Genomic DNA, 24,819 nt, shown 5'->3' with positions numbered 1-24,819 from the left:
CTCCGGCTTAGTTTGATGTCAGCGTTATACCAGCCAGTTGCCCGGGTTCAACGTCGGGCCGCAGGCCAAGCAGCGGCGCGACGCGGCGGATCATCTCGGCCGCCACCGGCACCGCCGTCCAGCCTGCCGTTCGGCGCGGCGTCCGGCCCGAATTCTCGGACGGCTCATCCAGCGTGACGACCAGAACGTATTTCGGATCATAGGCCGGGAACATCGAGGCAAAGGTGGCGATCACCTTGTCATCGTAATACCCGCCGGTGGGCTTGGGCTTGTCGGCGGTCCCGGTCTTGCCGCCAACCGCGTAACCCTCGACCTCGCCGAACGACGCCGTGCCCTCGGTCACGACCTTGCGCAGCATCGCGCGGGACTGGGCCGAGGTGCGTTCCGACATCACCCGCACGCCTTTCTGCGGGCCTTCCTGCTTCAGCAGCGTGGGGCGGACCTGGGTCCCGCCATTGGCCACCGCCGCATAGGCGGCCGCAAGGTGCAGGGGGCTGGCCGACATGCCGTGGCCGTAGGAAATCGTCATCGCCGACAGCTCTGTCCATTTCGGCGGCAGCAGCGGCTGCGCCTGGCGCGCCTCCAGCAGCTCCACCGCCGTGGGCGCGGCCAGGCCCAGCTGGGCGAGATAGGTTTTCTGCCGCTCGGCCCCGATCATCTGGGCGATGCGCGCGGTGCCGATGTTGGAGCTTTCGACAATCACGTTGGTCACGCTCAGCTGGGCGCCGTAATCGTGGAAGTCGTTGATCCGGAACCGGCCCCAGGCGATCGGGCCCTTGGTGTTGATCATCGTGTCGGGATTGACCAGACCCAGCTCAAGTGCCTGGGATGTCGCGAATATCTTGAAGGTCGAGCCGAGTTCGTACAGCCCCTGTGCCGCCCGGTTGAACAGCGGGCTGTCATCGGGATGGCCCTTGGTCGGCGGTGCGGGCCGGTCGTTGGGATCGAAATCGGGCAGCGAGCTCATGGCGACGATCTCGCCGGTATGCACGTCCATCAGCACCATCGCCGCGCCCTTGGCGTTCATCAGCGCCATGCCGCCGGACAGCACCTGTTCGGCCGCCGCCTGCACGGTCAGGTCCAGCGACAGCTCAAGCGGCTTGTCGGCATTGGCCGGGTCGCGCAGATAGCCGTCGAACCGGCGTTCCACCCCCGCCGTGCCGATCACCTCGGCCGATTGCACGCCTTCGGTTCCGAACCCGGCACCGCCCAGGATATGCGCGGCCAGGTGGCCATTGGGATAAAGCCGCATCTCGCGCGGGCCGAACAGCAGGCCGGGATCGCCGATATCCATCACCGCCTGCTGCTGTTCCGGGCTGATGCGTTTCTTGACCCAGAGGAATTTGCGCGGGCCGGTGAAATCCTTGATCAGCCGCGCCTCGTCCAGATCGGGAAAGATCGCGGCCAGTTTCTTGGCGGCGCGTTCGGGATAGACCAGCTGCTGCGGATGGGCATAAAGCGCATGGGTTTCCAGATTGGTCGCCAGCACCCGGCCGTTGCGGTCGGTGATATCGGCCCGTGCAGCCACGATGGCCGATCCGGCGGCCGAGGCGCGCGGTTCCTCGGGTTCGGAATTCGCCAGCGCCCCCATGCGGAATCCGATCACCGTGAAGGCGCAAAAGAAGGTCACGCCCAGCACCAGCAGACGGCCCTCGGCCCGCTGGCGGGCCTGGTCGCGCATCTCCTCGTGGCGCAGGCGGATGTTCTCGCGTTCGATGGCATCCGGGTTGTCGCCCATGTCACGGGCACGCAGGATTCGGGCAAGCGGGCGCAGGGGCGTGCGGATCATTGGCTGGCTCCGTCGCTGGACACTTCGATGGGGGCGTTGAACAGCAGGTCCTTGACCGGGAAGGCGACCTGATCGACCTTGCCGAACTGGTCGGGCCGCAGCGGCAGCAGCCCCAGGTCGGTAAAGTTGATCTCGGCCAGCTGGCGCAGCCGGTCGGGGCGGTTCTGATAGGCCCATTCGGCCTTGAGCACCGCCAGACGGGCCCGCGCCTCGCCGATCTCGCGCTGCAGGCTCTGCGCCTGCGAGGCGACCTTCTGCGTTTCGTAATTCTCGCGATAGGCCCAGACCGCCAGGCCGATCACGGCCAGCGACGAAAGCAGGTAGAACAGGCTTCTCATGTCGATTTCCCCCTGAGTTGCGGCATCCCCAATGCCGATGTGTCGATGCCCCCCGCCGGGGCCTCGGTACGTTGCGCGACCCGCAGCCGGGCCGACCGGGCCCGCGGGTTCAGCGAGAGTTCCTCGTCATCCGGGCCGATGGCCTTGCGGCTGCGCAGTTCGAACCGCGGCGCGACCTCTTCGGCCAGCGGCTGATAGCGGTTGGCCCGCCCGCCGCCGCCGGAGCGCTGCTGCAGGAACCGCTTGACCATGCGGTCCTCGACCGAATGAAAGGTCACCACCGCCAGCCAGCCGCCCGGCTTCAGCGCCCGTTCCGCCGCCGAGAGGCCCGCCGCCAGCTCGCCGTATTCGTCGTTCACCGCGATGCGGATCGCCTGGAAACTGCGGGTCGCCGGATGCGACTGGCCGGGCTTTTGCCGGGGCAGGCAGCCCTCGACAATCCGGGCCAGTTCCAGCGTGGTTTCAATGGGTTGTGCGTTGCGCGCCTTGACGATGGCCCGCGCGATCCGGCGCGAGGCCCGCTCTTCGCCATACTGGAACAGCACATCCGCCAGCTCGCCCTCGTCGGCGGAATTGACCAGATCGGCGGCGCTTGGCCCCTGCCCGCTCATCCGCATGTCGAGCGGCCCGTCCTTCTGGAACGAGAACCCCCGTTCGGCCAGGTCCAGCTGCATGGAGGACACGCCGAGGTCCAGCACCACGCCGTCCAGTTCCTGGGCATAGTCGTCCATCTGCGAGAAGACGCCCTCGACCATCTCGATCCGGTCGCCGTATGCGCCGGCCCAGTCCCGCGCCATCTCAAAGACCATCGGATCGCGGTCGACCGCATAGACCTTGTCGGCCCCGGCCGCCAGCAGCCCCCGGGTATAGCCGCCCGCGCCAAAGGTGCCGTCCAGCCAGCGCCCGCCAACCGGGGCGACCGCGGCGAGGAGCGGCCGCAGCAGGACCGGGATATGCGGGGCATCGGGGGCAGGGCCGCGCTCTGCCATGGCCTATTCGTCCCCTGTCCGGCTGCGCCGCGCGCTGTCCAGCAGCTGCCGGGCCGCCTGCCCGCCATCCTTGCCGTCCAGCCAGCGGTTGACCTTCTGGTCCTTGACCTTGGCATAGGTCTCGGCGTTCCAGATTTCGAAGGTCCGGCCCCGGCCGCGCACATAGATGCCGCTGCCGTTGGCGACGCCCAGCTTGTCGCGCATATGCGCAGGCAGGACCAGGCGGCCGGTGTCGTCCAGCGAGACGGTCTTGGACTGCGTCAGGATGAACTGCTCCATCGCCTCGCGATCGTCCGAACCGTCGGGCAGAGCGTCGATATCGGCCTCGACACTCTCCATTTCATCGTGGGTGTAGCCTTCGACGTAGCCATAGAGGTGGTCGCCATAGACGATGACCATGCTGGGCGCGTCGCCGGGGGTGTGATCGGCATTGCCGGACTCGAGAAAGCGGCGCCAGTCGGGCAGGAGAAGAACCCGCCCCTTGCTGTCCATCTTCTGATGGAGTTCGCCTCTGAATCTCGCGCGGGCCACTGCCTGTTGCGCCCCTCGATATTGTTCCCCCTTGACGAACCGACCGAGATCTCGGACCCTGAAACGGAAAACGGCGGATAGGAGCTGCTGCCACTGCCCTATCCGCCGCCCTCGTCCCGTTTCCGGGGTGTCCGTTTACGCGTGCCACCTGGGGGGATGTCTGCTCGCTCGCGCTACGGATCTCTCAGTTTTGATGAAGCGGGTTGCCTGTATGATCACTGCCTTGGGAAGTTTTTTGGGGTCTTGTTTGCGCCCCGTTTCCCGTCCTCATCTGTGAGTACATGGATGACATGGGAAAACATGGGAGACAAGAACTTTGTCGCCTCGGAAAAGCCACCAGTGGTGCCGACCGATGCCCAAAAACAACATGTAGTAAAACTATCCACAGGCAAAATGGCACAATTGGTTAATATATGCCTTAGGCACACAATATATAGACCCGCGCCCGGACCCACTTTTTTCCCAACTTTTCCACGCTGAGCCATCTAATTTACCGGATTATGTAACCTTCCGCAAATCACAGCCCCATGAGCGGATGTGAATCGGACAGATTCCGCCAGATTCCCCCTCGAATCACGGCCCCGTGATTCTGGTTTGGCCGGATTTCCCCGCCTGACGCCCCTCCGAGGGGCGGTTTCGCCCCCACATTCCCAGATTATCCAAAACCGCGGCCCTATCCGGTGCGGCCTTCCCAGATTTTCCAGAAATCTCGCCCCGACAGGTGCCCGGGGCCGCATTTTGGCCCGTGGCACGGGCCGCGACAGCGGGGGCGCCCAGGACCGCGCAGACCGTCCGGCCCGAAAGGACGGCAATTCCCATCTATTCCAAGAGAGCCCCTTAACGGCGATCAGAGGGCGAGATGCAGCACCGGCAGGACCCGGCCCGGGATCGACCCCGACGGCGCCTCGCCCGTCCGGCTGGCCCCGATGCGCCGGTAGAACGCCTCGGCCCCCGGATCGGCGACGATATGAAGGCTGCGCGCGCCCCGTGCCCGCGCCGCGGCGCAGGACCAGGCCATCAGCGCGCGGCCCAACCCCCGGCCCTGCGCCTCGGGCGCGATGAACAGTTTCCAGAGTTCGGCGACATCGGGCCCCGGCCCCGGGCCGAGCTGCGCCAGCCCGGCCACCTGCCCCGCCAGCTCGGCCACCGCCAGACGGCAGAGGGCGAAATCCTCGGCCCCCAGCGTCAGCTCGGCCCGGCAAGCGGCGATGAAGGCCGCGTCATAGCCCCAGACCGCCTTGGACCGCAGGCACAATGCGCTGAGCGCCCCCGCCTCGCCCGGACGGGCGGGGCGGAAGATCAGTGCCATCTCAGGCCATGCCGCCCTGCACCAGCCGGTCGGCCAGCCGGGCAAAGGCCTGGGCCTGGGCCGAGTCACCGGCGGCAATCGGCGTGCCCGCATCGCCCGCCAGCCGGGTGTCGAGGTCCAGCGGCAGGGCGCCGAGGAAGGGAATGCCCAGTCTCTCGGCCTCGACCGCCACGCCGCCGTGCCCGAAAGGATGGGATTCCTGGCCGCAATGGGGGCAGATAAAGGTCGACATGTTCTCGATCAGCCCCAGAACCGGGGTCTTGAGCGTGTTGAACATGTCGATTGCCTTGCGCGCGTCTAGCAGCGCCACGTCCTGCGGGGTCGACACGACCAGCGCACCGGTCAGCTGCGTGCGCTGGCACAGCGTCAGCTGCACATCGCCCGTGCCCGGCGGCAGGTCGACGATCAGCACGTCCAGTTCGCCCCAGTCCACCTGCCCCATCAGCTGCTGCAGCGCGCCCATCAGCATCGGGCCGCGCCAGACCACGGCCTTGCCCTCCTCCATCATCAGCCCGATGGACATCATGGTGACGCCATGCGCCTTGAGCGGCACGATGGTCTTGCCGTCGACAGAGCCGGGGCGCTGGCTGACCCCCATCATGCGCGGCTGCGAGGGGCCGTAGATATCGGCATCCAGCAGCCCGACCCGCCGCCCCTGCCGGGCCAGCGCCACGGCCAGGTTGGACGAGACGGTGGATTTCCCCACCCCGCCCTTGCCCGAGGCAATGGCCAGGATGCGGTCGACGCCCGAGGGCTTGGTCGGGCCGGCCTGCGGCGTGGGATGACCGCCGATCTTGAGGCTGGGCGCCTGAGGCTGAGCCTGAGACGGGGCCGATGCCCCGCCCGGCCCGCCGCTATGCGCCGTCAGCGCGACCTGCACCGAGGTCACGCCCGGCAGCGAGCCCACCAGACGCTCGGCCGCGTCGCGCAGCGGGCCCATCAGGCGGGCCACTTCGGGCGATGGAGCCTCGATCACGAACCGCACCGCGCCGCCGTCGACGGTCAGCGCCCGGATCATGTCGCGGGACACCAGAGTCCCCCCGTCGGGCAGCTCCAGCTTGGTGAGTATTTGGTTAACGTCGTTGCGCGTTACAGACATGCCACCCTTTCAGGCATAGATACGCCAGTTTGATTTATTAATGTGCACATAGGACCACCGCTCGAAAATATCCAACAATATCAATTGTCGTTAGGTCAACACTCCGTATGCACTTTCTGCATAGCAGCATTGCCGCATCGGGCATTGTGCAGTTGCAGCATAATCGTATCTTTAACCCAACAGATACAGCAACGGCACGACGGAAACGAGCCCGCGCAGACGACGATGAAAGGTTACGACGATGGCAATGATCACTGACACCCAGGCAACGAAAGCTCCGGTCCGCGGACTGGAAACAGGTTTCTTCGGGCGTCTGGCCGAGAAGCTTTCCCGCTACGGCGCCTACCGCCGCTGCGTTGCTGAACTCTCGGCTCTCTCGGATCGCGAACTCGGCGACCTGGGACTGCACCGTTCGATGATCCGGTCGCTGGCACACGAAGAAGCCTACCGGAACATGTAATTCGGATCAGAAGGCCCTCTCCTCCTCCCTGGGTCTTCTGTGAACTTGCGGCGGCGCCTCTCCTCCTCCCTGGCGTCGCCGCACCCTTCTACCCCGGAGCGGGGATACGCTCCACGGAATTTGCCGGTCCTCTCCTCCTCCCTGGGCCGGTGATAGCAAGACCGGCGGCACCTCTCCTCCTCCCTGGTGTCGCCGGTAGCTTGCACAGATGACATAGGGGCCCTGATCGCCCCAGCGGAATGCGCCGGCTCTCTCCTCCTCCCTGAGCCGGTCGCTGCAAGTCCGGCGGTGCCTCTCCTCCTCCCTGGCACCGCCGGAACCTTGCACCAGACACATAGGGGCCCTGATCGCCCCAGCGGAACGCGCCGGTCCTCTCCTCCTCCCTGGACCGGTCGCTGCAAGTCCGGCGGTGCCTCTCCTCCTCCCTGGCACCGCCGGAACCTTGCATGGAACAAGGGGCCGCCGGGCCCCGAACGTACATCGGCCCTCTCCTCCTCCCTGGGTCGGTGACGGCAAGATCGGTGGCGCCTCTCCTCCTCCCTGGCGCCGGAGATTTTGCCGTAACAACAAGGCCCATCCGGGCCACACGCATCGGCTGCCCTCTCCTCCTCCCTGGGTGGTCGTGAAATGAACGGCGGTGCCTCTCCTCCTCCCTGGCACCGCCGTTTTTTTGTGTCGGCATGTCTGGAAGATCAGGCACGGGACTGCCGGGCCGTCCCTCTCGAAAGGTCAGCCTTGATCCCGTCGCGGATCGCAGCCTGTCAGAGGCGGTCCCACCACCCGATATCCGTTGTCGGCAGACTGATCGAAGGCCTCCGCCGGGTGCCGTCGATCAGCGGAGGATCGTCAAAGAACCGCGCCAGCCGCGCCCGGGTCTGATGACCGGAGCGCAGGCCAAAGACCTCCGCCGCAGTGCCCCCCATCACGGCGGGCCTGATCCGGTCCGGCAGGATCGATTCCACCTTGCCCGGATAGCTTGCCCCCGCCAGCGCCGTGTTGGGCATATGCCAGTCCGAGCCATACATGATGTTGCGCCTTAGCGCGGGTTCGGCCCCGAGAAGATCCCGGAACACCTGTCCATAGGCGCCGGCGTTTTCGGGCGCAAAGAACTCGTTCACCTCGGACAGGTCGGTGTAGAGGTTGCGCTGCCGCCGCATCAGACGGGCCGCATCCATCAGCCAGCGCGAGGGATGCAGGCGCGGCACGCCCGCCGCGTCCGGCCTCACCGCAAAGGCATTGGCGAAATGCGCCAATATGACCTTGAGCCCGGGCAGCGCGGGATTTGCCGTATCGGCCTCCTCCATCGCCTGGGCCCAGGCGGCCGGGCTGTTGGTCCAGTCGGATTCGTCGCGCGGATCGGCCACGCCGGGGGCGACCTCCTGCCCCGGGCGATAGCGCCGGTGCAGCCCGGGGCGGTCGGGATCGCGGAACGGGTAGGTCCAGGTGCCGGGCACGGGCTGGCCCGCCGCGTCTGTCGCGGGCGGCAGCCGGTCCAGCGGATGGCTGGCCGGAGCGCCGCCGCGCATGCAGACCAGATTGGCGCTGATCCCGGTGGAATTATGCGTCAGCACCGGTACGTCCCGTTCCTTGCAGAAGGCGAAGAGCTCGGCCAGATAGGCGTCGTAGGCGGTGAACCTCTGGTACAGCTCGGCATCGCTTTCGCTGATCCGCCGCCCGGATTCGTTCACACAGCCCCACCGCAGGTTGTCCGTCGGCGCGAATCCCGACGAAGGGTGCAGCTTGACGCCCACGAACCCCATCTGGTCGATGGCGTATTTCAGATAGTAGAGCTGGCTGGGAAATTCGGGATTGTCGGGCGAACGCCCCTTGCGCCGGTCATCGTATTCCCGTTCCGGCGAAAACGAGGCCAGCGGCAGGAACCGCCCCCGCGTGGCCAGCGCAAGTTCCGAATAGAACGCGATCTGCAGCGGATAGTTGAACCGCTTCGACCCTTCGTAGAGATCGACCATCGAGGGCAGGAAGATGTCGGTCTGCGGAAACAGCGTCATCATCCGCGCCGCGTTGCGGATCCGGGTCGAAAAGATGCCCGTCGCCTGGTTCTGCGCCTCGGCGTTGAAAAAGGCGTTGTAGAAGGGCTGGATCGTCTCGGCCTTCAGCAGGCCCTGCTGCGTGCGCCCGGCAAAGAAACAGAAATCCCGGTTCGACTGCCGCGCCGTGCGCTTCGTTCCGGCCGGTGTCAGGTCCGGCGCCCTGGTCATCTCGACCCGCAGCACCTCGCGTTCGCGCTTGATCGTCCAGGCGCCGGTCGACAGCAGGCTGCCAAGGGCGCGGGCCAGGGCGATGGCGATGACCTCGGTGGTCGGCGCCGCATCATCCTCGATGTCAAAGAACCGCCTGGCCAGAAAGGCGCCTTCGGACAGGTCGTGGATGTTCATCAGGTGGCAATGCATGTCGATCCGGACCGGGCCGCCATCGCCGGGCGGTTCGCAGATCGAGGCCTGGGCGTAATCCATCCCGTTGACTGTGCAGCCCGAAGCCAGGGCCCCCGCCCCGGCAATGAAAGCCCGCCGCGAGATCGAACCGTCCTGTGCCAATACCGGCCCTCCAATGCATTGCCTTCAAATCGCAGGCGCCTCTGCCCGGCCAAATTGATGCCGCAGCGCCCCGGCACAGCCTAGACGATTCAATCTTTGCGGGAAAAGGAGAAATCCGCTCTTGCGCCCCGCCGGGCCCCGGCGATGACTGCACAGGCGTTGCCCGCCGCAGGGGGGATTTCCCGGAATGTCCGGCGCTCACATCCGTGCAGAAGCTTGCATGTGGGGCCAAGTTCTGGGACTCAATGGAAAAGGACAGGATTTCCGGGTGTGAGCAGCGATACCTCTTCTCCCTTCACCGCCAAGCTTCTCAGCCTGATCGGCCAGATCTACCCGGAGCAGGACGCCGCTGCCCTGGCGGCCCGGATGACCGAGGCCTTCTGGCCCGAGGGCACGGTGATGCGCAAACGCGGCCGGGTGCCCGGCAACCGGCAATGGTCGGAACGCGACGCGCTGGTCATCACCTACGGCAATTCCATCGTCGACGGCGCGCACAAGCCGCTGGACCTGCTGCGCGACTTCCTGCACAGCCACCTCGCCGGGGTGATCAACGGCGTGCATATCCTGCCGTTCTTTCCCTATACCTCCGACGACGGATTTGCCGTGACCGATTACCGGGCGGTGAACCCGGTGCTGGGCGAATGGTCCGATATCAAGCGGATCGGGACCGAGTTCCTGCTGATGTCGGATCTGGTGCTGAACCATGTCTCGTCGCAGTCGAACTGGTTCAACGCCTACCGCCAGGGGCATTCGCCCTTCGACGGGTTCTTCTTCGAGGCCTCGCCCGACGAAGACCTCTCGATGGTGGTTCGCCCCCGCACCCATCCCCTGCTGCGCGAGGTCGAAACCTCGCGCGGGCCGCGCCACGTCTGGTGCACCTTCAGCCACGACCAGGTCGACCTCGACTTCCGCAACCCCGAGGTGCTGCTGGAATTCCTGCGCATCATGCGGCTGCACATGGACAACGGCGTGCGCATCGTGCGGCTGGATGCCGTGGCCTTCATCTGGAAAGAGGCCGGCACCAAGTCGATCCACATGCCGCAGACCCATGCGATCGTGCGCCTGATGCGCCATTTCGCCGATTACGCGACCGAGCCGCTGATCCTGCTGACCGAAACCAACGTGCCCAACGCCGAAAACCTCAGCTATTTCGGCAACAGGAACGAGGCGCATGCGGTCTACAATTTCTCGCTGCCGCCGCTGGTGCTGCACGCGATGCTGGCGGGAACGGCAAGGAACCTGATCCGCTGGCAGGGCGGCATGCCTCCGGCGCAGATGGGCTGCGCCTACCTGAACTTCACCGCGTCCCATGACGGCATCGGCATGCGCCCGGCCGAGGGCATCCTCTCGGCCGAGGACACGGGCCGCGTGATCCAGGCGGTGCAGGACTTTGGCGGCCGCGTCTCGATGCGCGCCCTTCCCGATGGCGGCCAGTCCCCCTACGAGCTCAACATCACCTGGTTCGAGGCGATGAAGGGCACCTTCGCGGGCGAGGACGACCACCAGATCGCCCGGTTCCTGGCCAGCCAGACCCTCGTCATGGCGCTGGAAGGCATCCCGGCCTTCTACATCCACTCGCTGCTGGCCACGAACAACGACGTGGAAGGGGTGGAAAAGAGCGGCCACAACCGGGCGATCAACCGCCACCGCTGGGAATATCCCGAATTGCAGGCCCGGTTGGACACCCCGGACTCGCAGCACCACGTCGTGCTGACCGAGATGCTGCGCCGCATCAGCATCCGCCGCCGCCAGCGCGGCTTCCACCCGAATGCGACGCAGTTCACCCTGCAGCTCGACCACCGCATCTTCGGCCTCTGGCGCCAGAGCCTGGACCGCGACCAGTCGATCTTTGCCCTGCACAATGTCTCGGCCTCCGAGGTCGAGATCGAGCCGATGGCGATCAACCTGATCGACGGCGAGGCCTGGAGCGACCTGCTGACCGGCGAGGACGTGGACCCCAACGGCCCGCCGATCCGCTTTGCCCCCTACCAGTGCCGCTGGATCACCAACCGCGGCTGAGCCTGCGCGCTTTGCAGATGCTCCGCCGAATCCGCCCGCTGACGCGGCCGGAGCCTCCGGCGGGAGTATTTGGAACGAGATGAAGCCGGGGGATCCACCCGGGCTTCATCTCGTCCGAAATACTCCGGGGGAGTCCGCGCGCAGCGCGGACGGGGGCAGCGCCCCCCACGCCGTCGCAATTCAGCCGCCGGATCGAGCGAACGCCAAGCATGGCCGATGTCACCGCCCCCCGATCGGGGGGCGGGCCGCAGATGCGGTCATGTCTCGGGGCGCCGCCCCCGGGCGATGGGTTCAGCCGTATTCCCGCAGGTCCGCGGCCACCGCTTTCAGCATGTCCGCCATCAGGTCGGGATCAGCCGAATGCACCCGGTTCCAGGTCGGAATGAAGGGCGTTTCGGCCGGATTCTCCAGGAACACATGCCCGGCGGCAGTGATGTTCTCGGCGAACATCTCGATCGAGGCCTCCTCCTGGTGCCGGTCGACCCAGAGCCCGTTCATCCGCGCGTCGTTGTAATAGCAGTCCAGCAGGTCCAGCGCCGAGCGGTAATAGGTCGCCTTCAGCGTGCGGAACACCTCTTCGGAAAACACCGTCCCGTCGGCGGCCAGCTTGCGGAACACCGCCTTGCAGATGTCGATCGACATGCGCGACAGGCCCTGGCTCTTGTCCTCGGGGCTGAGATCCTGGTGCTTGTGGTCATAGGCATCCGCGATCTCGACCTGGCAGACCGACTTGGGCGCGAGGTTGCGCCAGGCCTCGGAGAGCACGCCGATCTCCAGCCCCCAGTCCGAGGGGATCCTGAGGTCCGGCAGGATCGAGGTCCGCATCGCGAATTCCCCCGACAGCGGATAGCGAAAGGCGCGCAGGAAATCGATGTAATCCCGGTCCCCGATCACCCGTTTCAGCGCGATCAGCAGGGGCGAGACCAGCATCCGGCTGACCCGCCCGTTGATCTTGCCGTCGCCGATGCGGGCGTAATAGCCCTTGGCCACCTGGTAGGGAAAATTCGGGTTCGCCACCGGATAGACCAGCCGCGACAGCATCTCGCGCTCGTAGGTGACGATGTCGCAATCGTGGATCGCCACCACCGCCGAATCCGCGCAGGCGATGAGGAAGCCGAGGCAGGACCAGACGTTCTTGCCCTTGCCCGGTTCGGTCGGCGCCAGGCCCAGCCCTTCGAGCCGGGCCTGGATTTCCAGCATCCGGGGGCTGTCGTTCCAGATCACCACGTGGTTCTGCGGCAGCACCGAGAAGAAGTCCCGCGCGTGGCGGTACTGCGCCTCGTCCGCCCGGTCCAGCCCGATGACGATCCGGTGCAGATAGGGCACCTTGGCCAGTTCCTGCAGGATGTTGGGAAGGGCGTCGCCCTCCAGTTCGGAATAGAGCGAGGGCAGGATGAGGCTGATCTTGCGGGTCGTGGCGAAATTGACGAGTTCGCGGGTCAGATCCTCGTCCGTTGTCGTGCGCAGGTTGTGGATCGTCGCGATATTGCCGTTCTGATGAAAATCCGTCACGCGGTCCGTCCCATGTCATCCGGCCGGGGTGTCGGCCTGATCCGAAACTAGCGGCAGGATCATTTCGTTCCAACCCGCCGGACCGGTTTTCGTGCTGCGGCGGATGCGACCTGCGGCTTCGCCCGGCAGTTCCGGCAGGCCCGGGCCATGCGGATTGGCGATGACGACGCCGATATCGGCCGTTGTCAGCATCTCGGCATCGTTGGGGGCATCGCCCAGGGCCACCATGCGGGTCCGGCCCAGCGAGGTGGCGAGTTCGGCCATCCGGTCGGCCTTGGTGCCGCCGAAGGACAGCGTCAGGTAGCGCCCACCCAGCCGGGCCGACACGCCCTGCGCCGCCAGCGCCGCGACAAAGGCATCGCGCCCGGCATCGTCGCCGCCCCAGATCCCCGGTTCCGAAAAGGCGCGGATGCGGGCCAGCCGCGCGCTTTCGGGCGGCAGGCCGGTGCGGCGGGCGACTTCGGCATCGGACCAGTCGCCAAAGCCCTCGAACCCGGCGCGCAGCGTCTCGGGCAGCCCCTTCAGCACCGCCCGCAGCCGGGGGTACTCCGGCCCCGGCGCATCGGCCCCCTGCCCCGCCGGCAGCAGCCCGGCGCCGTTCTCGACAATCGCGGGCCAGCGCTCCAGCCCCATCTCGCGGCGCAGCGGCGCGATCTCGGCCGCAGTCTTGGACGAGGCCAGCACCACCGGCACATCCAGCGCCGCCAGCCGGTCCAGCGCCGGGCGCGCCGGGCTCCAGTCATAGGTGGCATGGTCCAGCAAGGTGCCGTCGAGATCGGAAAAGACAATCAGGTCCAGGGCGGTCATTCAGGCTCTTGCTCCCTGCGCGCCGCTTGGGGTAGACGAAGCGCCACGGGTGATTAGCTCAGTTGGTAGAGCGCTTCGTTTACACCGAAGATGTCGGGGGTTCGAGTCCCTCATCACCCACCATCCGCATCAGGACAGCCCCTGCGTCACGGGTCCGCACCGGGCCAGCGGCCCCTTGGATTTCCAGGCATCGGACACTCGCCTGCCCTGCGCCCGGGCGCCCGGGCGGCGGCCCCTGCGGTCCCGCGCGACCTCGCCAATCCGCAAAGCTCCGGCCCCCGCCATCACATTTCGGACATCGGCTTGAGCCTCCCCCGGATCCGGCGTCTACTGCCCGGCGCAGACAAGGAGACGGGCATGCAGGCAGGACTCGACGCGGCGCTGGACAGCGCATTGGCCGAAAAACGCATCGTCGGCGCGGTGCTGATCGTGACCGAGGGCGGCAAGCGGGTCCATGCCCGTGCAGTGGGGCAATCGGACCGGGCCACCGGGCGGGCGATGCAGCTTGGCGACCGCTTCCGGCTCGCCTCGGTGACCAAGCCGGTGGCCTCCGCACTGTTCATGGCGCTGGAGGAGGACGGCACCTGGTCGCTGGACGCGCCGGTCACCGATTTCCTGCCCGGGTTCCGGCCCCGCCTGCCCGACGGCACGGCGCCCGAGATCACGCTGCATCACCTTCTGACCCACAGCTCGGGCCTGGGCTACAGGTTCCTTGAGGCCGAGACCGGCCCCTATGCCAGGGCCGGGATCTCGGACGGGATGGACCAGCCCGGCCTGTCGATGGCCGAGAACCTCGACCGGATCGCCGCCGCCCCGCTCTATTTCCCGCCGGGAACCGCCTGGCGCTACTCTGTCGGGATCGACGTGCTGGGCGCCGCGGCCGAGGCGGCCACCGGGCAGAGCCTGCAACAGCTGATCGACAGCCGCATCTCGGCCCCGCTGGGCCTGACCAGCCTGCGTTTCACCACACCGCCCGCGCCGGACCTCGCCACCGCCTATCTGGACGCCAGCCCCGAACCGATCCCGGCCGAGGACGGGATGCGCCCCCTGCTCTGGGACGAGGGCGGCGTGACCTTCGCCCCCTCCCGCGCCCATGACGCGGGTTCCTTCGCCTCTTGCGGCGCGGGGCTGACCGGATCGGCGCCCGATATCATGGCGGTGCTGGCCAGCCTAGCCGGGCATGGCACCCCGCTGCTGTCCCCGGACAGCGTGGCGCGGATGTCGCGGCCGCAGATCCCCACCGACATGCCCACGATCCAGGGCCCGGGGTGGAGCTTTGGATATGGCTGGGCGGTGCATACCGACCCGGCGGCATCAAACAGCGCGCTGCCCGCCGGCACGATGAAATGGGGCGGCGTCTACGGGCATTCCTGGTTCATGGACCCGGCGAACGACCGGATCTCGCTGCTGTTGACCAACACCGCCTATGAGGGGATGTCGGGCACGCTGCCGGACCAGATCAACAGCGCGATCTACGGCCCGGCCCCGGCGGGCTAGTCGTAGGCAAAGACCTCGTCCGACAGGTCGATGGCCTCGAATTCGTCCTTTTCGGTCCAGTAGTCCTGATTCAGCGCCCATTCCGGATCCGCCCCGCGCCGGGGCAGCACGTGCTGCCCGCGCAGCAGGTAGCCGGGGTTGAAGTCCGCTTCGTCCGCCCAGTCGTGGATCGGCATGTCCTTCTGCGAGGCGCGCAGCTGCGGTTCGACCCGGGATTTCTGCGTCTCCTGCATGTGGTCCAGCAGGCGGATCACGAATTTCGCCACGATCTCGGCCCGCAGCGTCCAGGACGAACGGAAATAGCCCATCACCCAGACCATGTTCGGCACCCCGGTGAACATCATGCTGCGATAGCCGACGGTGTCGTGGAAATCGACCGGCTGGCCATCAACCGAAAACGCCACGTCGCCAAAGGCGCAGAGGTCGAACCCCGTGGCCGTCACCACCACGTCGGCGGGCAGCAGATCGCCGGATTTCAGGCGGATGCCGTCGGGTTCGAACCGCTCGATCTCGTCTGTCACGATCGAGGCCTTGCCGCCCGCCAGCGCCTTGTAGAGATCGCCGTCCGGGATCCGCGCGATGCGCTGGCGCCAGGGCAGGTAGTCGGGGGTGAAGTGCGTGTCGACGTCGAACGCCTCGCCCAGGTACGCGCGGGCGACGCTCACCAGCTCGGCCTTCACCTGCTCGGGCTCGGAAAAGCACCGTTCGGTGAAATCATGGCCCATCAGCACGATCTCGCGGCGGACGATCTCGTGGATCCACTCCTCGCTCACCTGCAGGCGGCGCAGCTTGGTGGCGATCTCGATCTCGTTCTTCTCGGACCGGAAATAGGTGGGCGAGCGCTGCAACATGGTCACGTGATCGACCTGGTCGGTGACATTGGGCACCAGCGTCGCCGCTGTGGCGCCCGATCCGATGACCACCATGCGCTTGCCGGCGCCGTCGAAATCCTCGGGCCAGTTCTGCGGGTGGATGACCTCGCCCGCGAAATCCGCCATCCCCGGCCAGTCGGGCGTGTAGCCCTTGGAATGGCGGTAATAGCCCTGGCACATCCACAGGAAGCGGGCCGAAACCTCGTGCTCGCGCCCCGTGGCCTTGTCCGTCGCGGTCACGGTCCACAGCTTGCGGTCCGAATCCCATGCGGCGGTCGAGATGCGGGCGCCGAAATGCAGCGTGCCGGCCAGATCGTTTTCCTCGATCGTCTCGCGCATATAGGCGAGGATCTCGCCGGCCGTGGCGATCGGCGGCCCGATCCAGGGCTTGAAGCTGTAGCCAAAGGTGTGCAGGTCGCTGTCCGACCGGATGCCGGGGTAGGTATGGGTCAGCCAGGTGCCGCCAAAGCTTTCGTTGTCGTCCAGCACGGCAAAGCTGTCGCCGGGCCGCTCGGCCCGCAGGTAGCGCGCGGCGGCGATGCCCGAGATCCCCGCCCCCACGATCAGCACGTCCAGCGGCTCTGTCAGGGTTTCGAGCGATCCCGCAGCGCTCAGCCCGGTCATCTTGTTCATGCTGTCCTCCTCCAGACCCGACATTCGAAACCGATTGCACCGTTTTCCCGCGCAGATTGCAATGGCTGGCGGGCATCCGGCAGATGGATGGCAGGGCTGGCCACCGGCCAGGTCAGCGATGACACCGGAAGCAGAGGTCCGTTGAGCGGCCTCTGGGCGGCAGAGCGGTTGCCCCGCAGTCCGCGGGATACGACATGGGCTGGCTTGGCGAAGGCTTGGAAGACAGGGGGATCAGGCCGTGCCGCGCCCGATTGGTCGGCCACGCCCCCGGTTGTCGGGGAACCGATCCCCCTGCGCGCGACCATGCTGGCCGCAGTAGGCCGCCCCACCCGGCACCCGTCTGCCATCGACCGCGACTTCGACGCCTTGCCGTGCGACGTCGCAAAGAAGGGGCGCAAGCCAGGCCATCAGCGCCCCGGTCAGCCAGGAAAGGTCGCTCTTGTCTGCGCTGCGTTTTCCGGGCCGTGAATCACGCGGCGCATTGCAAATCGATGCATCCGGACCTTAGGTTGACCCCCCCGGAAGACACCTTGCAAAACGAAGAAAGGCCCCGAAATAATCGAGACCTTTCAAGGAATTAGATGGTGGGTGATAAGAGATTCGAACTCCTGACATCTTCGATGTGAACGAAGCGCTCTACCACTGAGCTAATCACCCGTGCGGCGGTGTTTAGCGTTACTCTTCCGCCTCTGCAAGCGGGTCTTTTTCGGCGGCTTCCACGGTGCCCGTGGACTGGCGGATGCGGGTGATCACAACCTTGCCGTTGTTCACGTTCTTGATCTTGTTGACCTTTATCTTGCCGAGCGGCTGCAGGTTCATTTCGCGTCCCGCGCCCAGAGCTTCGCCGAGGACGGCCATCACGGACTCGACCACCGGCTTCACATCCTTCTTCTTCAGGCCCGAGCGTTCGACAACCAGGTCGATCAGCTCTTTCTTCTTCAGCTCCGGCCCGGTGACGCTGGGCACGGTTTCGTCCACGACCTTCAGATCGGGCGTGGATGCGGCCGCGACGGCCGTCTTGGCGGCCGCGCTCGCAGTCTTGGCTGCGGTCGCGGTCTTGGTGGCGGATGTCTTCGTCTCCGCCGAACGGGTGGTAGTCGACTTGGCCATGTTTCAGTGCCCTCTGCTCAGGTTGCCCCCGTGCGCGGACCCTATCACCGGGGGCGGATCCAATCCAGTTGCGCCCAAAAATGGCCTTATTTTCAACGGCAACCGTCACCGCGAAACATCAGCGGCGCCCGGACTTCCGCCCGGCGACGGACCGCTTGACCTCAACCGCGGTTGAGGTTGCAGAGTGCGAGTCACCGGACTGGAACAGAGGCAGGCAGACATGAGCGAACACTCGACAATCGTCCCGGCAACGGCCGGGGCCACGGGCATCCTGGCCCCCGGGCAACGCGGGCCGGTCATGCTGATCTCGGCCGGGGTCGGCATGCATGCCTTCAACGACCTGGCGATCGCGGCCTCGGTCCCCGTGGCCTATTCCGATCTGGGCGCCCTGCCGATGCTGCCGGTGGCCTATGCGCTGTTCTTCATCGGCGTGGTGACCGGCGGGCTGCTGTCAGCCCGGCTCAGGTCGCGGTTCGGCGCGCGGCGGCTGGCGCTTGGCGCGGCGACGGTCTTTGTCACCGGGGTGCTGCTGACCTCCACCGCCCCGGCGGGCGCGGTCTTTGCCCTGGGCCGGGCGATGCAGGGGCTGTCGGACGGGCTGATCGTGGCGCTCTGCTACGGGCTGATTCCAGAACTGATCGCCCCCGCCCTCGTCCAGCGCGTCTTTTCGGTCGAGGCGGTCGTCTGGGCCCTTGCCGCCGCCCTTGGGCCGCTGGCGGGGGGCTTTGCGACCGAATATCTGGACTGGCGGGCGGCGATGCTGGTCTGCCTGCCCTTTGCCATCCTGTTCCTGATCTGTGCCACCCTGATCCTGCCCGCACGCCCGCCGCGCGCACCCGAACGGCGCGTCACCCCTTCCCTGCCGGTGCAGATGTGCCTGGCCGGGGCGGTGCTGCTGTCGGTCCCCGCCGCCCTGCCCGCCCTGCCCCTGGCGGCGCTGGCCATCCCCGTCGGGCTGGCCCTCTTTGCCGCCGCGCTGCACCGGGACGCGGGGGCCGACGACGCCTTCTTCCCGCGCGCGGCCTTTCGCACCGGCACCGTGGGGCGGGCCACATGGGCGCTGTTCCTGATGCCGGTGGCGCAGAGCGTATCCTCGGTCTTCCTGCCGCTGTCGCTGCGCGAGACCTTTGACATCTCGCCGGTCTGGGTCGGGTGGATGGCCGTCACCATGGCCATGTGCTGGAGCCTGTCGGCCATGTGGGTCGCGGCACGCCCGGCCGGGTTGCGCCACACATTGATGCGGGCCGGGCCTGCGTTCCAGGTGGCGGGCGCGCTGACCATCGCCTGCGGATTCTCGGCCGGGCTGCCCGGGCTGGTGGCGATCGGGCACGGGTTGTCGGGCGTCGCCTTCGGGCTGGTCTGGGGACCGGCGAACCAGGCGATCATGCGGGCCACGGCCGAGGGGGAGCAGGGGCGCACCAGCTCCTTCATGCCGACGATCCAGACGACGGGCTTTGCCGTGGGGGCCGGGCTGGGCGGATGGGCCGCCGGGCTGACCGGGCTGATCCCGGCGCTGCAATCGGGCTCCGGCACCGGGGCGGTCTGGGTGATCTGGGGCGGCGCGGCGGCGGTGGCGCTGGCGGGGCTGGCGGCGACGCTTTCGCTGCCACGGGCGATCCGGGACTGACCGGCCCCGGCCAGCCTGCGCGCCTGCCGCCGCGCCCACAGGCCCCGCCGCCAAGGCAGGGGGCGGCCCGCAAAACGAATAAGGCCCGCCACGGCAGATGCCGGGCGGGCCTTTGGTCTTTCGGTCAGGGCCGGGTCAGTGCGCGGTTGCGCCTTCGCCACCCTTTTCGCCCAGGGCACGGGCGGCTGCGGCGGCCTCTTCGGCCTCCTCATCCCATTCCACCGGATCGGGCTGACGGATCAGCGCCTGTTTCAGCACCTCGCGCACGTGGGTGACGGGGATGATGTTCAGCCCCTGCTTCACGTTGTCGGGGATGTCGGCCAGGTCCTTCTCGTTCTCTTCGGGGATGAAGACCGTGGTGATCCCGCCCCTGAGAGCGGCCAGCAGTTTTTCCTTCAACCCGCCGATGGCCGAGGCATTGCCACGCAGCGTGACCTCGCCGGTCATGGCGATGTCCTTGCGCACGGGGATCTGCGTCAGCACCGAAACGATGGCGGTCACCATCGCCAGGCCGGCCGAGGGGCCGTCCTTGGGCGTCGCCCCGTCAGGCACGTGGACGTGGATGTCCCACTTGTCGAAACGCGGCGGTTTCACCCCGATCTCGGGCGCGATGGAGCGGACATAGCTGGACGCGGCGTCGATGGATTCCTTCATCACGTCGCCCAGTTTCCCGGTCGTCTTCATCCGGCCCTTGCCCGGCAGGCGCAGCGCCTCGATCGACAGCAGGTCGCCGCCAACCGATGTCCAGGCCAGCCCGGTCACGACGCCGATCTGGTCGTCCTTCTCGGCCAGGCCATAGCGGAACTTCTTCACGCCCAGGTATTCGTCGACATTTGCCGCCGTCACCTCGACCGTCTCGGCTTCTTTCTTGATGATCTTGGTCACCGCTTTGCGCGCGATCTTGGCGATCTCGCGTTCCAGGTTCCGCACACCGGCTTCGCGGGTGTAGCGGCGGATCATCTCGTTCAGGGCGTCGTCGCTGATCGAGAATTCGCCCTTGCGCAGGCCGTGGTTCTTGATCTGCTTGGCCACCAGATGCTGCTTGGCGATCTCGCGTTTCTCGTCCTCGGTGTAACCGGCGAGCGGGATGATCTCCATCCGGTCCAGAAGCGGGCCCGGCATGTTGTAGGAGTTCGCGGTCGTCAGGAACATCACGTTGCTCAGGTCGTATTCGACCTCAAGGTAGTGATCCACGAAGGTCGAGTTCTGTTCCGGATCCAGCACTTCCAGCATCGCCGACGCCGGGTCGCCACGGAAATCCTGGCCCATCTTGTCGATCTCGTCGAGCAGGATGAGAGGGTTCGTGGTCTTGGCCTTCTTCAGCGCCTGGATGATCTTGCCGGGCATCGAGCCGATGTAGGTCCGACGGTGGCCGCGGATCTCGCTTTCGTCACGCACGCCGCCCAGCGAGATGCGGATGAACTCGCGCCCCGTGGCCTTGGCGACCGACTTGCCGAGAGAGGTCTTGCCCACGCCCGGAGGGCCGACGAGGCACATGATCGGCCCCTTCAGCTTCTGGCTGCGCTGCTGCACGGCCAGGTATTCCACGATGCGTTCCTTGACCTTCTCCAGCCCGTAGTGATCGGTATCCAGCACCTCCTGCGCATTGTGCAGGTTCTTCTTGGTGCGGGACTTCACGCCCCACGGGATCGACAGCATCCAGTCGAGGTAGTTGCGCACCACCGTCGCCTCGGCGCTCATCGGGCTCATGTTCTTGAGCTTCTTGACCTCGGCTTCGGCCTTTTCGCGGGCCTCTTTCGACAGCTTGGTATCGGCGATCCGCTTTTCCAGCTCGGCGACCTCGTTCTGGCCGTCCTCGCCATCGCCGAGTTCCTTCTGAATGGCCTTCATCTGCTCATTCAGATAGTACTCGCGCTGCGTCCGCTCCATCTGCGATTTCACGCGGGTCTTGATCTTCTTCTCGACCTGCAGGACGGACATTTCGCCCTGCATCAGGCCATAGACCTTTTCCAGCCGCTCGCTGACGCTGAGGGTTTCCAGCAGGTCCTGCTTCTGGCCCACGTCGATGCCCAGATGCCCGGCGACCAGGTCGGCCAGACGCGCCGGCTCGGTGCTTTCGGCCACGGCGGCAAGGGCTTCCTCGGGGATGTTCTTCTTGACCTTGGCGTAGCGCTCGAACTCGGCGCCGACAGAGCGCAACAGCGCCTCGATCGTGTCGCGGTCGCCCTCGGTTTCCTCAAGGTACTCGGCACGGGCTTCGAAGAAGTCGGGATTTTCCAGATATTCGACGATCTGCACGCGCGCCTGGCCCTCGACCAGCACCTTCACGGTGCCGTCGGGCAGTTTCAGCAGCTGCAGCACATTGGCCAGCACGCCGGATTCGTAGATTCCGTCGGTGTCGGGGTCGTCCTCGGCGGGGTCGATCTGGCTGGACAGCAGGATCTGCTTGTTGTCCGCCATCACTTCCTCAAGCGCGCGGACCGATTTCTCGCGGCCGACGAAGAGCGGCACGATCATGTGGGGGAAAACCACGATGTCGCGCAGCGGAAGGACCGGATACGACGGGTTGAGGGGATTCGTCATGCTCTATCCTTAGTTCAGGCGGAAAGCTCTGGCCCCGATGATCGGCGACCCGGCTTCCCCCGGTTTATGAAGGCTTAATCTGGGGCCCTGTCACCCCGGTTTCAACCTCGTTGCGGCCAGTGTGGCCTCAAGCGCGGGGCACAGGCAAGTTGCGAATGTGGTGCTTTAAGGGAAAATTGACAGGTGCCCGGTTAACCGTCGAATGGCGGACGTAACGGAAACTTGACGGCGCTCAGCCCGCCCCGGCCGGTGCCAGCCGCAGGTAGTCCGAAACCATCTGCAGCGCCTCGTCGACAAAGGCGGCGTCGTCCATGTCGCGCAGGGCCGAAACCTTCTGGACCGGGTCCAGCCGGGCGCGCAGCATCGCGGCCAGCTGGTCGATGGCGAAACCCGCCGCCGCCTCTGGCGCCGCATGCCCGATCTCGTCCCGGCGGGCCAGCACCAGCCCCAGCAGGGCGCGACGGGTCTCTCCCTGGATTTCGGCGTAATGCACGGCCAGCTCGGGCTGATCGGCGACCGCCGCCGACACCGCCGCCTTGGCCGCGCCGTGGTCGCGCGACAGGCTCAGCGTCACCTCCAGATAGCCCCGGAACAGGTCGCGGATGCGCGCGCCCTCCCACATCGCGGGATCGGAGGCCTGGCGGGTCAGCGCCGCGTAGGACTCGGTCATGCGGTTGAACAACGCCAGCAGCAGGGCCCGCTTGTCGCGGAAATGGTGATAGACCGATCCGACCGAGAACCCCGCCCGCCTGGCGATATCGGCGATCGAGGTCGCCTCGGCCCCCTTCTCCATCAGCAGCTCTTCGGCGGCATCCATCAGGGCGGCTTGGGTGCGCTCGCTGCGCGTCTGCTGCCCGGCGCGCCGCCAGTGCAGCTCGGAGGTCCAACGGTTTTCTGCCACGTCACGTCTCAAACTGAATTTGCGTTCGGTTTAATTGACAGGTCGCGGCGAGGATGTCAAAACCGAATCCAGATTCGGATTCACCCCATCGGGAGAGACACCATGAAAGACGTTGCACTGATCACCGGCGCCTCCAGCGGCATCGGCGCCGAAATGGCCCGGCTGCATGCCTCCAGGGGCGGCGACCTGGTGCTGGTGGCCCGGCGGCTGGACCGGCTGAATGCGCTGAAGGCCGAGATCGAGGCGAAACACGGCACCCGCGTGCTGGTGATCGCCGAGGACCTGAACGAAGAGGCGGCGTCGCAGCGGATCCACGACACGGTCGCGTCCGAAGGGGTCGAGCTGAGCTATCTGATCAACAACGCGGGCTTTGCCCTGCGCGGCAAGTTCCACGAACAGGACTGGACGCGGAACCGCGAGATGATCCAGGTGAATGTGATCGCCCTGTCGGCGCTCACCCGGCTGTTCCTGCCCGGCTTTGTCGCGCGCAACCGGGGGCGCATCCTGAACGTCGCCTCGACCGCCGCCATCGTGCCGGGGCCGCTGCAGGCGGTCTATTTCGCCTCCAAGAGCTTTGTGAAGTTCCTGGGCAATGCCATCGCCGAAGAGGTCAGCGACACCGCCGTCACCGTCACCACACTGATGCCCGGCGCCACGGCCAGCGAATTCGCGGCCACCTCGGGGATGGACAAGACGCCGCTGTTCGCCAACACCACCTCCGCCGCCGAGGTCGCCCGGATCGGCTATGAGGCGATGATGGCGGGAGAGCTGAACGTCTATGCCGGGGTCAGCCGGTCGCGCCGGATGATGATGCGGATCTCTCCGATGCTGCCGATGCGCTACATCCTGAAGACCGTGCGCAACATGCAGGAAGCGCAGCCGGGCTAAGGGGGCCTGCGGCGCCTTCCGAGTGGCCGGTGCGGGGCACATGCGGGGCTGCTGCCCCACACGGGGACGGAGCACGGACAAGGCCCGTGGAGGTCGCACTCCACGGGCCTTGTCCATGCTGGCATGGGGTCCGGCGCGGGGATCCCCGCACCGCGAGGCCCCGGCGCGGGGGCCGGGGGACCAACCGGGGGGCGGTGGTCAGCCGGCGGCCTGGCCTTGCTCGGCAGCGCCAAGGGCCGGGTAGTCGGTATAGCCCTCGGCCCCGCCGCCATAGAGGGTTTCGCGGTCGAGCTCGCTCAGCGGCGCGTCGCGGCGCAGGCGTTCCACCAGATCGGGGTTCGCGATGTAGGGCCGGCCAAAGGCCACCAGATCCGCCGCGCCCGAGGCCACGGCATTCAGCGCCATCGCGCGGTCGTAGCCGTTATTCGCCATGTAGGGCCCGTCGAAATGCGCCCGCAGCGCGGCGATGCTTTCGCCCTCGGCCAGCTCGCGCGAGCCGCCGGTCGCGCCCTCGACCATGTGCAGGTAGGCCAGCCCGAACCGGTTCAGCCCCTGGATCGCATGGGTGAAAAGCGGCGTGGGATCGGCGTCCGAAATCCCGTTGGCCGGCGAATAGGGCGACAGGCGCAGCCCGGTGCGCGCGCCGCCGATCTCGTCGGTGACGGCCTGCATCACCTCGAACAGGAAGCGGGTGCGGTTTTCGATGCTGCCGCCATAGGCGTCGTCGCGCCTGTTGGTGCCGGTCTTCAGGAACTGGTCGATCAGATAGCCGTTCGCGCCATGCACCTCGACCCCGTCGAACCCGGCCTCGATGGCCGAGCGGGCGGCGTGGCGGTAATCGGCCACCGTCGCGGCGATCTCCTCCACCGTCAGGGCACGGGGGGGCGAAGTCTCCTCGAACCCGTTGGCGGTGAAGGTCTTGACCCCGGCGGGCACGGCCGAGGCCGAGACGGGCGCCTGCCCCCCGGGCTGCAGCGAGACATGGCTGATCCGGCCCACGTGCCACAGCTGGATCACGATCCGGCCGCCCGCCGCGTGCACCGCGTCAGTCACCTTGCGCCAGGCGGCGACCTGGCCGGTGGTATGGATGCCGGGCGTGGCGAGGTAGCCCTTGCCCACGGGCGAGATCTGCGACGCCTCGGTCACGATCAGTCCGGCCCCGGCGCGCTGGCGGTAATATGCGACATGCAGGTCGCCGACCTCGCCGGTGTCGTTGTCGGCGCGGTTGCGGGTCAGCGGGGCCATGACGACCCGGTTCTTCAGCGCCATGTCGCCTGCGGTGAAGGGGGTAAACAGTGCTTCGGTCATCGAGCGTCCTTTCCTTGTGGGCCCGCCATAC

Annotated in this window: 19 protein-coding genes and 2 tRNA genes; 6 read left to right on the top strand and 15 right to left on the bottom strand. The window is 66.8% G+C overall.

Annotated features, from left to right (window positions below; all coding sequences use genetic code 11):
- Positions 1 to 7 precede the first annotated feature (7 nt).
- From GLS40_RS11430 to GLS40_RS11405, 6 genes are all read right to left on the bottom strand, one after another.
- Entirely contained in the window at positions 8 to 1,789 is a 1,782-nt protein-coding gene (locus tag GLS40_RS11430) for a peptidoglycan D,D-transpeptidase FtsI family protein (protein ID WP_160382851.1), read from the bottom strand.
- Complete coding sequence (gene ftsL / locus GLS40_RS11425) at positions 1,786 to 2,127, bottom strand: cell division protein FtsL (RefSeq protein ID WP_160382850.1); 342 nt, start codon at positions 2,125 to 2,127, stop codon at positions 1,786 to 1,788. The genes GLS40_RS11430 and ftsL overlap by 4 nt, the downstream gene beginning before the upstream one ends.
- Positions 2,124 to 3,116 carry a 16S rRNA (cytosine(1402)-N(4))-methyltransferase RsmH gene (gene rsmH / locus GLS40_RS11420; RefSeq protein ID WP_160382849.1) on the bottom strand — a complete coding sequence of 331 codons (993 nt, stop codon included), beginning with the start codon at positions 3,114 to 3,116 and terminating at the stop codon, positions 2,124 to 2,126. Before rsmH ends, ftsL begins: the two co-directional genes overlap by 4 nt.
- A 3-nt stretch (positions 3,117 to 3,119) precedes the next feature.
- A complete protein-coding gene (locus GLS40_RS11415; RefSeq protein WP_160382848.1) occupies positions 3,120 to 3,608 on the bottom strand; it encodes a division/cell wall cluster transcriptional repressor MraZ in 489 nt (162 codons plus the stop codon).
- Positions 3,609 to 4,494: 886 nt separating this feature from the next.
- Positions 4,495 to 4,956 (bottom strand): GNAT family N-acetyltransferase, encoded by a 462-nt coding sequence (locus GLS40_RS11410; RefSeq protein ID WP_160382847.1) that lies wholly within the window; start codon positions 4,954 to 4,956, stop codon positions 4,495 to 4,497.
- Position 4,957: 1 nt separating this feature from the next.
- Complete coding sequence (locus GLS40_RS11405; RefSeq protein ID WP_160382846.1) at positions 4,958 to 6,055, bottom strand: Mrp/NBP35 family ATP-binding protein; 1,098 nt, start codon at positions 6,053 to 6,055, stop codon at positions 4,958 to 4,960.
- 247 nt (positions 6,056 to 6,302) lie between these two features.
- On the opposite strand from GLS40_RS11405, the gene GLS40_RS11400 reads away from it, so the two are divergent.
- The gene (locus GLS40_RS11400; protein WP_235905889.1) at positions 6,303 to 6,515 is read left to right on the top strand and encodes a DUF1127 domain-containing protein; all 213 of its coding nucleotides are present in this window, start codon (positions 6,303 to 6,305) and stop codon (positions 6,513 to 6,515) included.
- A 761-nt stretch (positions 6,516 to 7,276) separates the two neighbouring features.
- On the opposite strand, the gene GLS40_RS11395 is transcribed toward GLS40_RS11400, so the two are convergent.
- Entirely contained in the window at positions 7,277 to 9,070 is a 1,794-nt protein-coding gene (locus tag GLS40_RS11395; RefSeq protein ID WP_160382844.1) for an amidohydrolase family protein, read from the bottom strand.
- Positions 9,071 to 9,340: 270 nt separating this feature from the next.
- Between GLS40_RS11395 and GLS40_RS11390 the strand changes: the two genes are divergently transcribed.
- On the top strand, positions 9,341 to 11,089 hold the full coding sequence (locus GLS40_RS11390; protein ID WP_328598896.1) for a sugar phosphorylase: 1,749 nt from the start codon (positions 9,341 to 9,343) through the stop codon (positions 11,087 to 11,089).
- Positions 11,090 to 11,380: 291 nt separating this feature from the next.
- Here the strand turns inward: GLS40_RS11390 and GLS40_RS11385 are convergent, their stop codons facing one another.
- Both GLS40_RS11385 and GLS40_RS11380 read right to left on the bottom strand, forming a co-directional pair.
- On the bottom strand, positions 11,381 to 12,601 hold the full coding sequence (locus tag GLS40_RS11385) for a glycosyltransferase family protein (protein WP_160382842.1): 1,221 nt from the start codon (positions 12,599 to 12,601) through the stop codon (positions 11,381 to 11,383).
- A gap of 15 nt (positions 12,602 to 12,616) precedes the next feature.
- A complete protein-coding gene (locus GLS40_RS11380; protein WP_160382841.1) occupies positions 12,617 to 13,408 on the bottom strand; it encodes an HAD-IIB family hydrolase in 792 nt (263 codons plus the stop codon).
- A 47-nt stretch (positions 13,409 to 13,455) separates the two neighbouring features.
- Between GLS40_RS11380 and GLS40_RS11375 the strand changes: the two genes are divergently transcribed.
- Positions 13,456 to 13,531, top strand: a tRNA-Val gene (locus GLS40_RS11375).
- A gap of 234 nt (positions 13,532 to 13,765) precedes the next feature.
- On the top strand, positions 13,766 to 14,905 hold the full coding sequence (locus tag GLS40_RS11370; RefSeq protein ID WP_160382840.1) for a serine hydrolase domain-containing protein: 1,140 nt from the start codon (positions 13,766 to 13,768) through the stop codon (positions 14,903 to 14,905).
- On the opposite strand, the gene GLS40_RS11365 is transcribed toward GLS40_RS11370, so the two are convergent.
- From GLS40_RS11365 to GLS40_RS11355, 3 genes are all read right to left on the bottom strand, one after another.
- Positions 14,902 to 16,410: a flavin-containing monooxygenase gene (locus GLS40_RS11365; protein ID WP_160382839.1), complete on the bottom strand. Its 1,509-nt coding sequence runs from the start codon at positions 16,408 to 16,410 to the stop codon at positions 14,902 to 14,904. The genes GLS40_RS11370 and GLS40_RS11365 overlap by 4 nt on opposite strands.
- A gap of 582 nt (positions 16,411 to 16,992) precedes the next feature.
- Positions 16,993 to 17,067 (bottom strand) — tRNA-Val (locus GLS40_RS11360).
- An 18-nt stretch (positions 17,068 to 17,085) separates the two neighbouring features.
- A complete protein-coding gene (locus GLS40_RS11355) occupies positions 17,086 to 17,520 on the bottom strand; it encodes an HU family DNA-binding protein (RefSeq protein WP_160382838.1) in 435 nt (144 codons plus the stop codon).
- Between the two features lie 220 nt (positions 17,521 to 17,740).
- Between GLS40_RS11355 and GLS40_RS11350 the strand changes: the two genes are divergently transcribed.
- Entirely contained in the window at positions 17,741 to 19,147 is a 1,407-nt protein-coding gene (locus GLS40_RS11350; RefSeq protein WP_160382837.1) for an MFS transporter, read from the top strand.
- 135 nt (positions 19,148 to 19,282) lie between these two features.
- Here the strand turns inward: GLS40_RS11350 and lon are convergent, their stop codons facing one another.
- Positions 19,283 to 21,691 (bottom strand): endopeptidase La, encoded by a 2,409-nt coding sequence (gene lon, locus GLS40_RS11345; RefSeq protein ID WP_160382836.1) that lies wholly within the window; start codon positions 21,689 to 21,691, stop codon positions 19,283 to 19,285.
- Positions 21,692 to 21,923: 232 nt separating this feature from the next.
- Positions 21,924 to 22,592 carry a TetR/AcrR family transcriptional regulator gene (locus GLS40_RS11340; protein WP_160382835.1) on the bottom strand — a complete coding sequence of 223 codons (669 nt, stop codon included), beginning with the start codon at positions 22,590 to 22,592 and terminating at the stop codon, positions 21,924 to 21,926.
- 102 nt (positions 22,593 to 22,694) lie between these two features.
- Here GLS40_RS11340 and GLS40_RS11335 point away from each other — a divergent pair, with 102 nt between their 5' ends.
- The gene (locus GLS40_RS11335) at positions 22,695 to 23,480 is read left to right on the top strand and encodes an SDR family NAD(P)-dependent oxidoreductase (RefSeq protein ID WP_160382834.1); all 786 of its coding nucleotides are present in this window, start codon (positions 22,695 to 22,697) and stop codon (positions 23,478 to 23,480) included.
- 198 nt (positions 23,481 to 23,678) lie between these two features.
- Here the strand turns inward: GLS40_RS11335 and GLS40_RS11330 are convergent, their stop codons facing one another.
- A complete protein-coding gene (locus GLS40_RS11330; protein WP_160382833.1) occupies positions 23,679 to 24,788 on the bottom strand; it encodes an alkene reductase in 1,110 nt (369 codons plus the stop codon).
- Positions 24,789 to 24,819: the final 31 nt, after the last annotated feature.

Source organism: Pseudooceanicola pacificus (assembly GCF_009789075.1).
In the GTDB taxonomy this organism is placed as follows: Bacteria; Pseudomonadota; Alphaproteobacteria; order Rhodobacterales; family Rhodobacteraceae; genus Pseudooceanicola; species Pseudooceanicola pacificus.
The sequence above is the reverse complement of the archived record's forward strand: the minus strand, read 5'-3'. Positions and strand labels throughout refer to the sequence as shown.

What these genes read in the sequence shown, in the direction of transcription:
- GLS40_RS11335 (WP_160382834.1), top strand. Translation starts at nt 22,695, where the DNA reads ATGAAAGACGTTGCACTGATCACCGGCGCCTCCAGCGGCATCGGCGCC.
- GLS40_RS11400 (WP_235905889.1), top strand. Translation starts at nt 6,303, where the DNA reads ATGATCACTGACACCCAGGCAACGAAAGCTCCGGTCCGCGGACTGGAA.
- GLS40_RS11415 (WP_160382848.1), bottom strand. Translation starts at nt 3,608, where the DNA reads ATGGACAGCAAGGGGCGGGTTCTTCTCCTGCCCGACTGGCGCCGCTTT.
- GLS40_RS11380 (WP_160382841.1), bottom strand. Translation starts at nt 13,408, where the DNA reads ATGACCGCCCTGGACCTGATTGTCTTTTCCGATCTCGACGGCACCTTG.
- GLS40_RS11365 (WP_160382839.1), bottom strand. Translation starts at nt 16,410, where the DNA reads ATGAACAAGATGACCGGGCTGAGCGCTGCGGGATCGCTCGAAACCCTG.
- GLS40_RS11330 (WP_160382833.1), bottom strand. Translation starts at nt 24,788, where the DNA reads ATGACCGAAGCACTGTTTACCCCCTTCACCGCAGGCGACATGGCGCTG.
- rsmH (WP_160382849.1), bottom strand. Translation starts at nt 3,116, where the DNA reads ATGGCAGAGCGCGGCCCTGCCCCCGATGCCCCGCATATCCCGGTCCTG.
- GLS40_RS11410 (WP_160382847.1), bottom strand. Translation starts at nt 4,956, where the DNA reads ATGGCACTGATCTTCCGCCCCGCCCGTCCGGGCGAGGCGGGGGCGCTC.
- GLS40_RS11430 (WP_160382851.1), bottom strand. Translation starts at nt 1,789, where the DNA reads ATGATCCGCACGCCCCTGCGCCCGCTTGCCCGAATCCTGCGTGCCCGT.
- ftsL (WP_160382850.1), bottom strand. Translation starts at nt 2,127, where the DNA reads ATGAGAAGCCTGTTCTACCTGCTTTCGTCGCTGGCCGTGATCGGCCTG.
- lon (WP_160382836.1), bottom strand. Translation starts at nt 21,691, where the DNA reads ATGACGAATCCCCTCAACCCGTCGTATCCGGTCCTTCCGCTGCGCGAC.
- GLS40_RS11405 (WP_160382846.1), bottom strand. Translation starts at nt 6,055, where the DNA reads ATGTCTGTAACGCGCAACGACGTTAACCAAATACTCACCAAGCTGGAG.
- GLS40_RS11370 (WP_160382840.1), top strand. Translation starts at nt 13,766, where the DNA reads ATGCAGGCAGGACTCGACGCGGCGCTGGACAGCGCATTGGCCGAAAAA.
- GLS40_RS11350 (WP_160382837.1), top strand. Translation starts at nt 17,741, where the DNA reads ATGAGCGAACACTCGACAATCGTCCCGGCAACGGCCGGGGCCACGGGC.
- GLS40_RS11355 (WP_160382838.1), bottom strand. Translation starts at nt 17,520, where the DNA reads ATGGCCAAGTCGACTACCACCCGTTCGGCGGAGACGAAGACATCCGCC.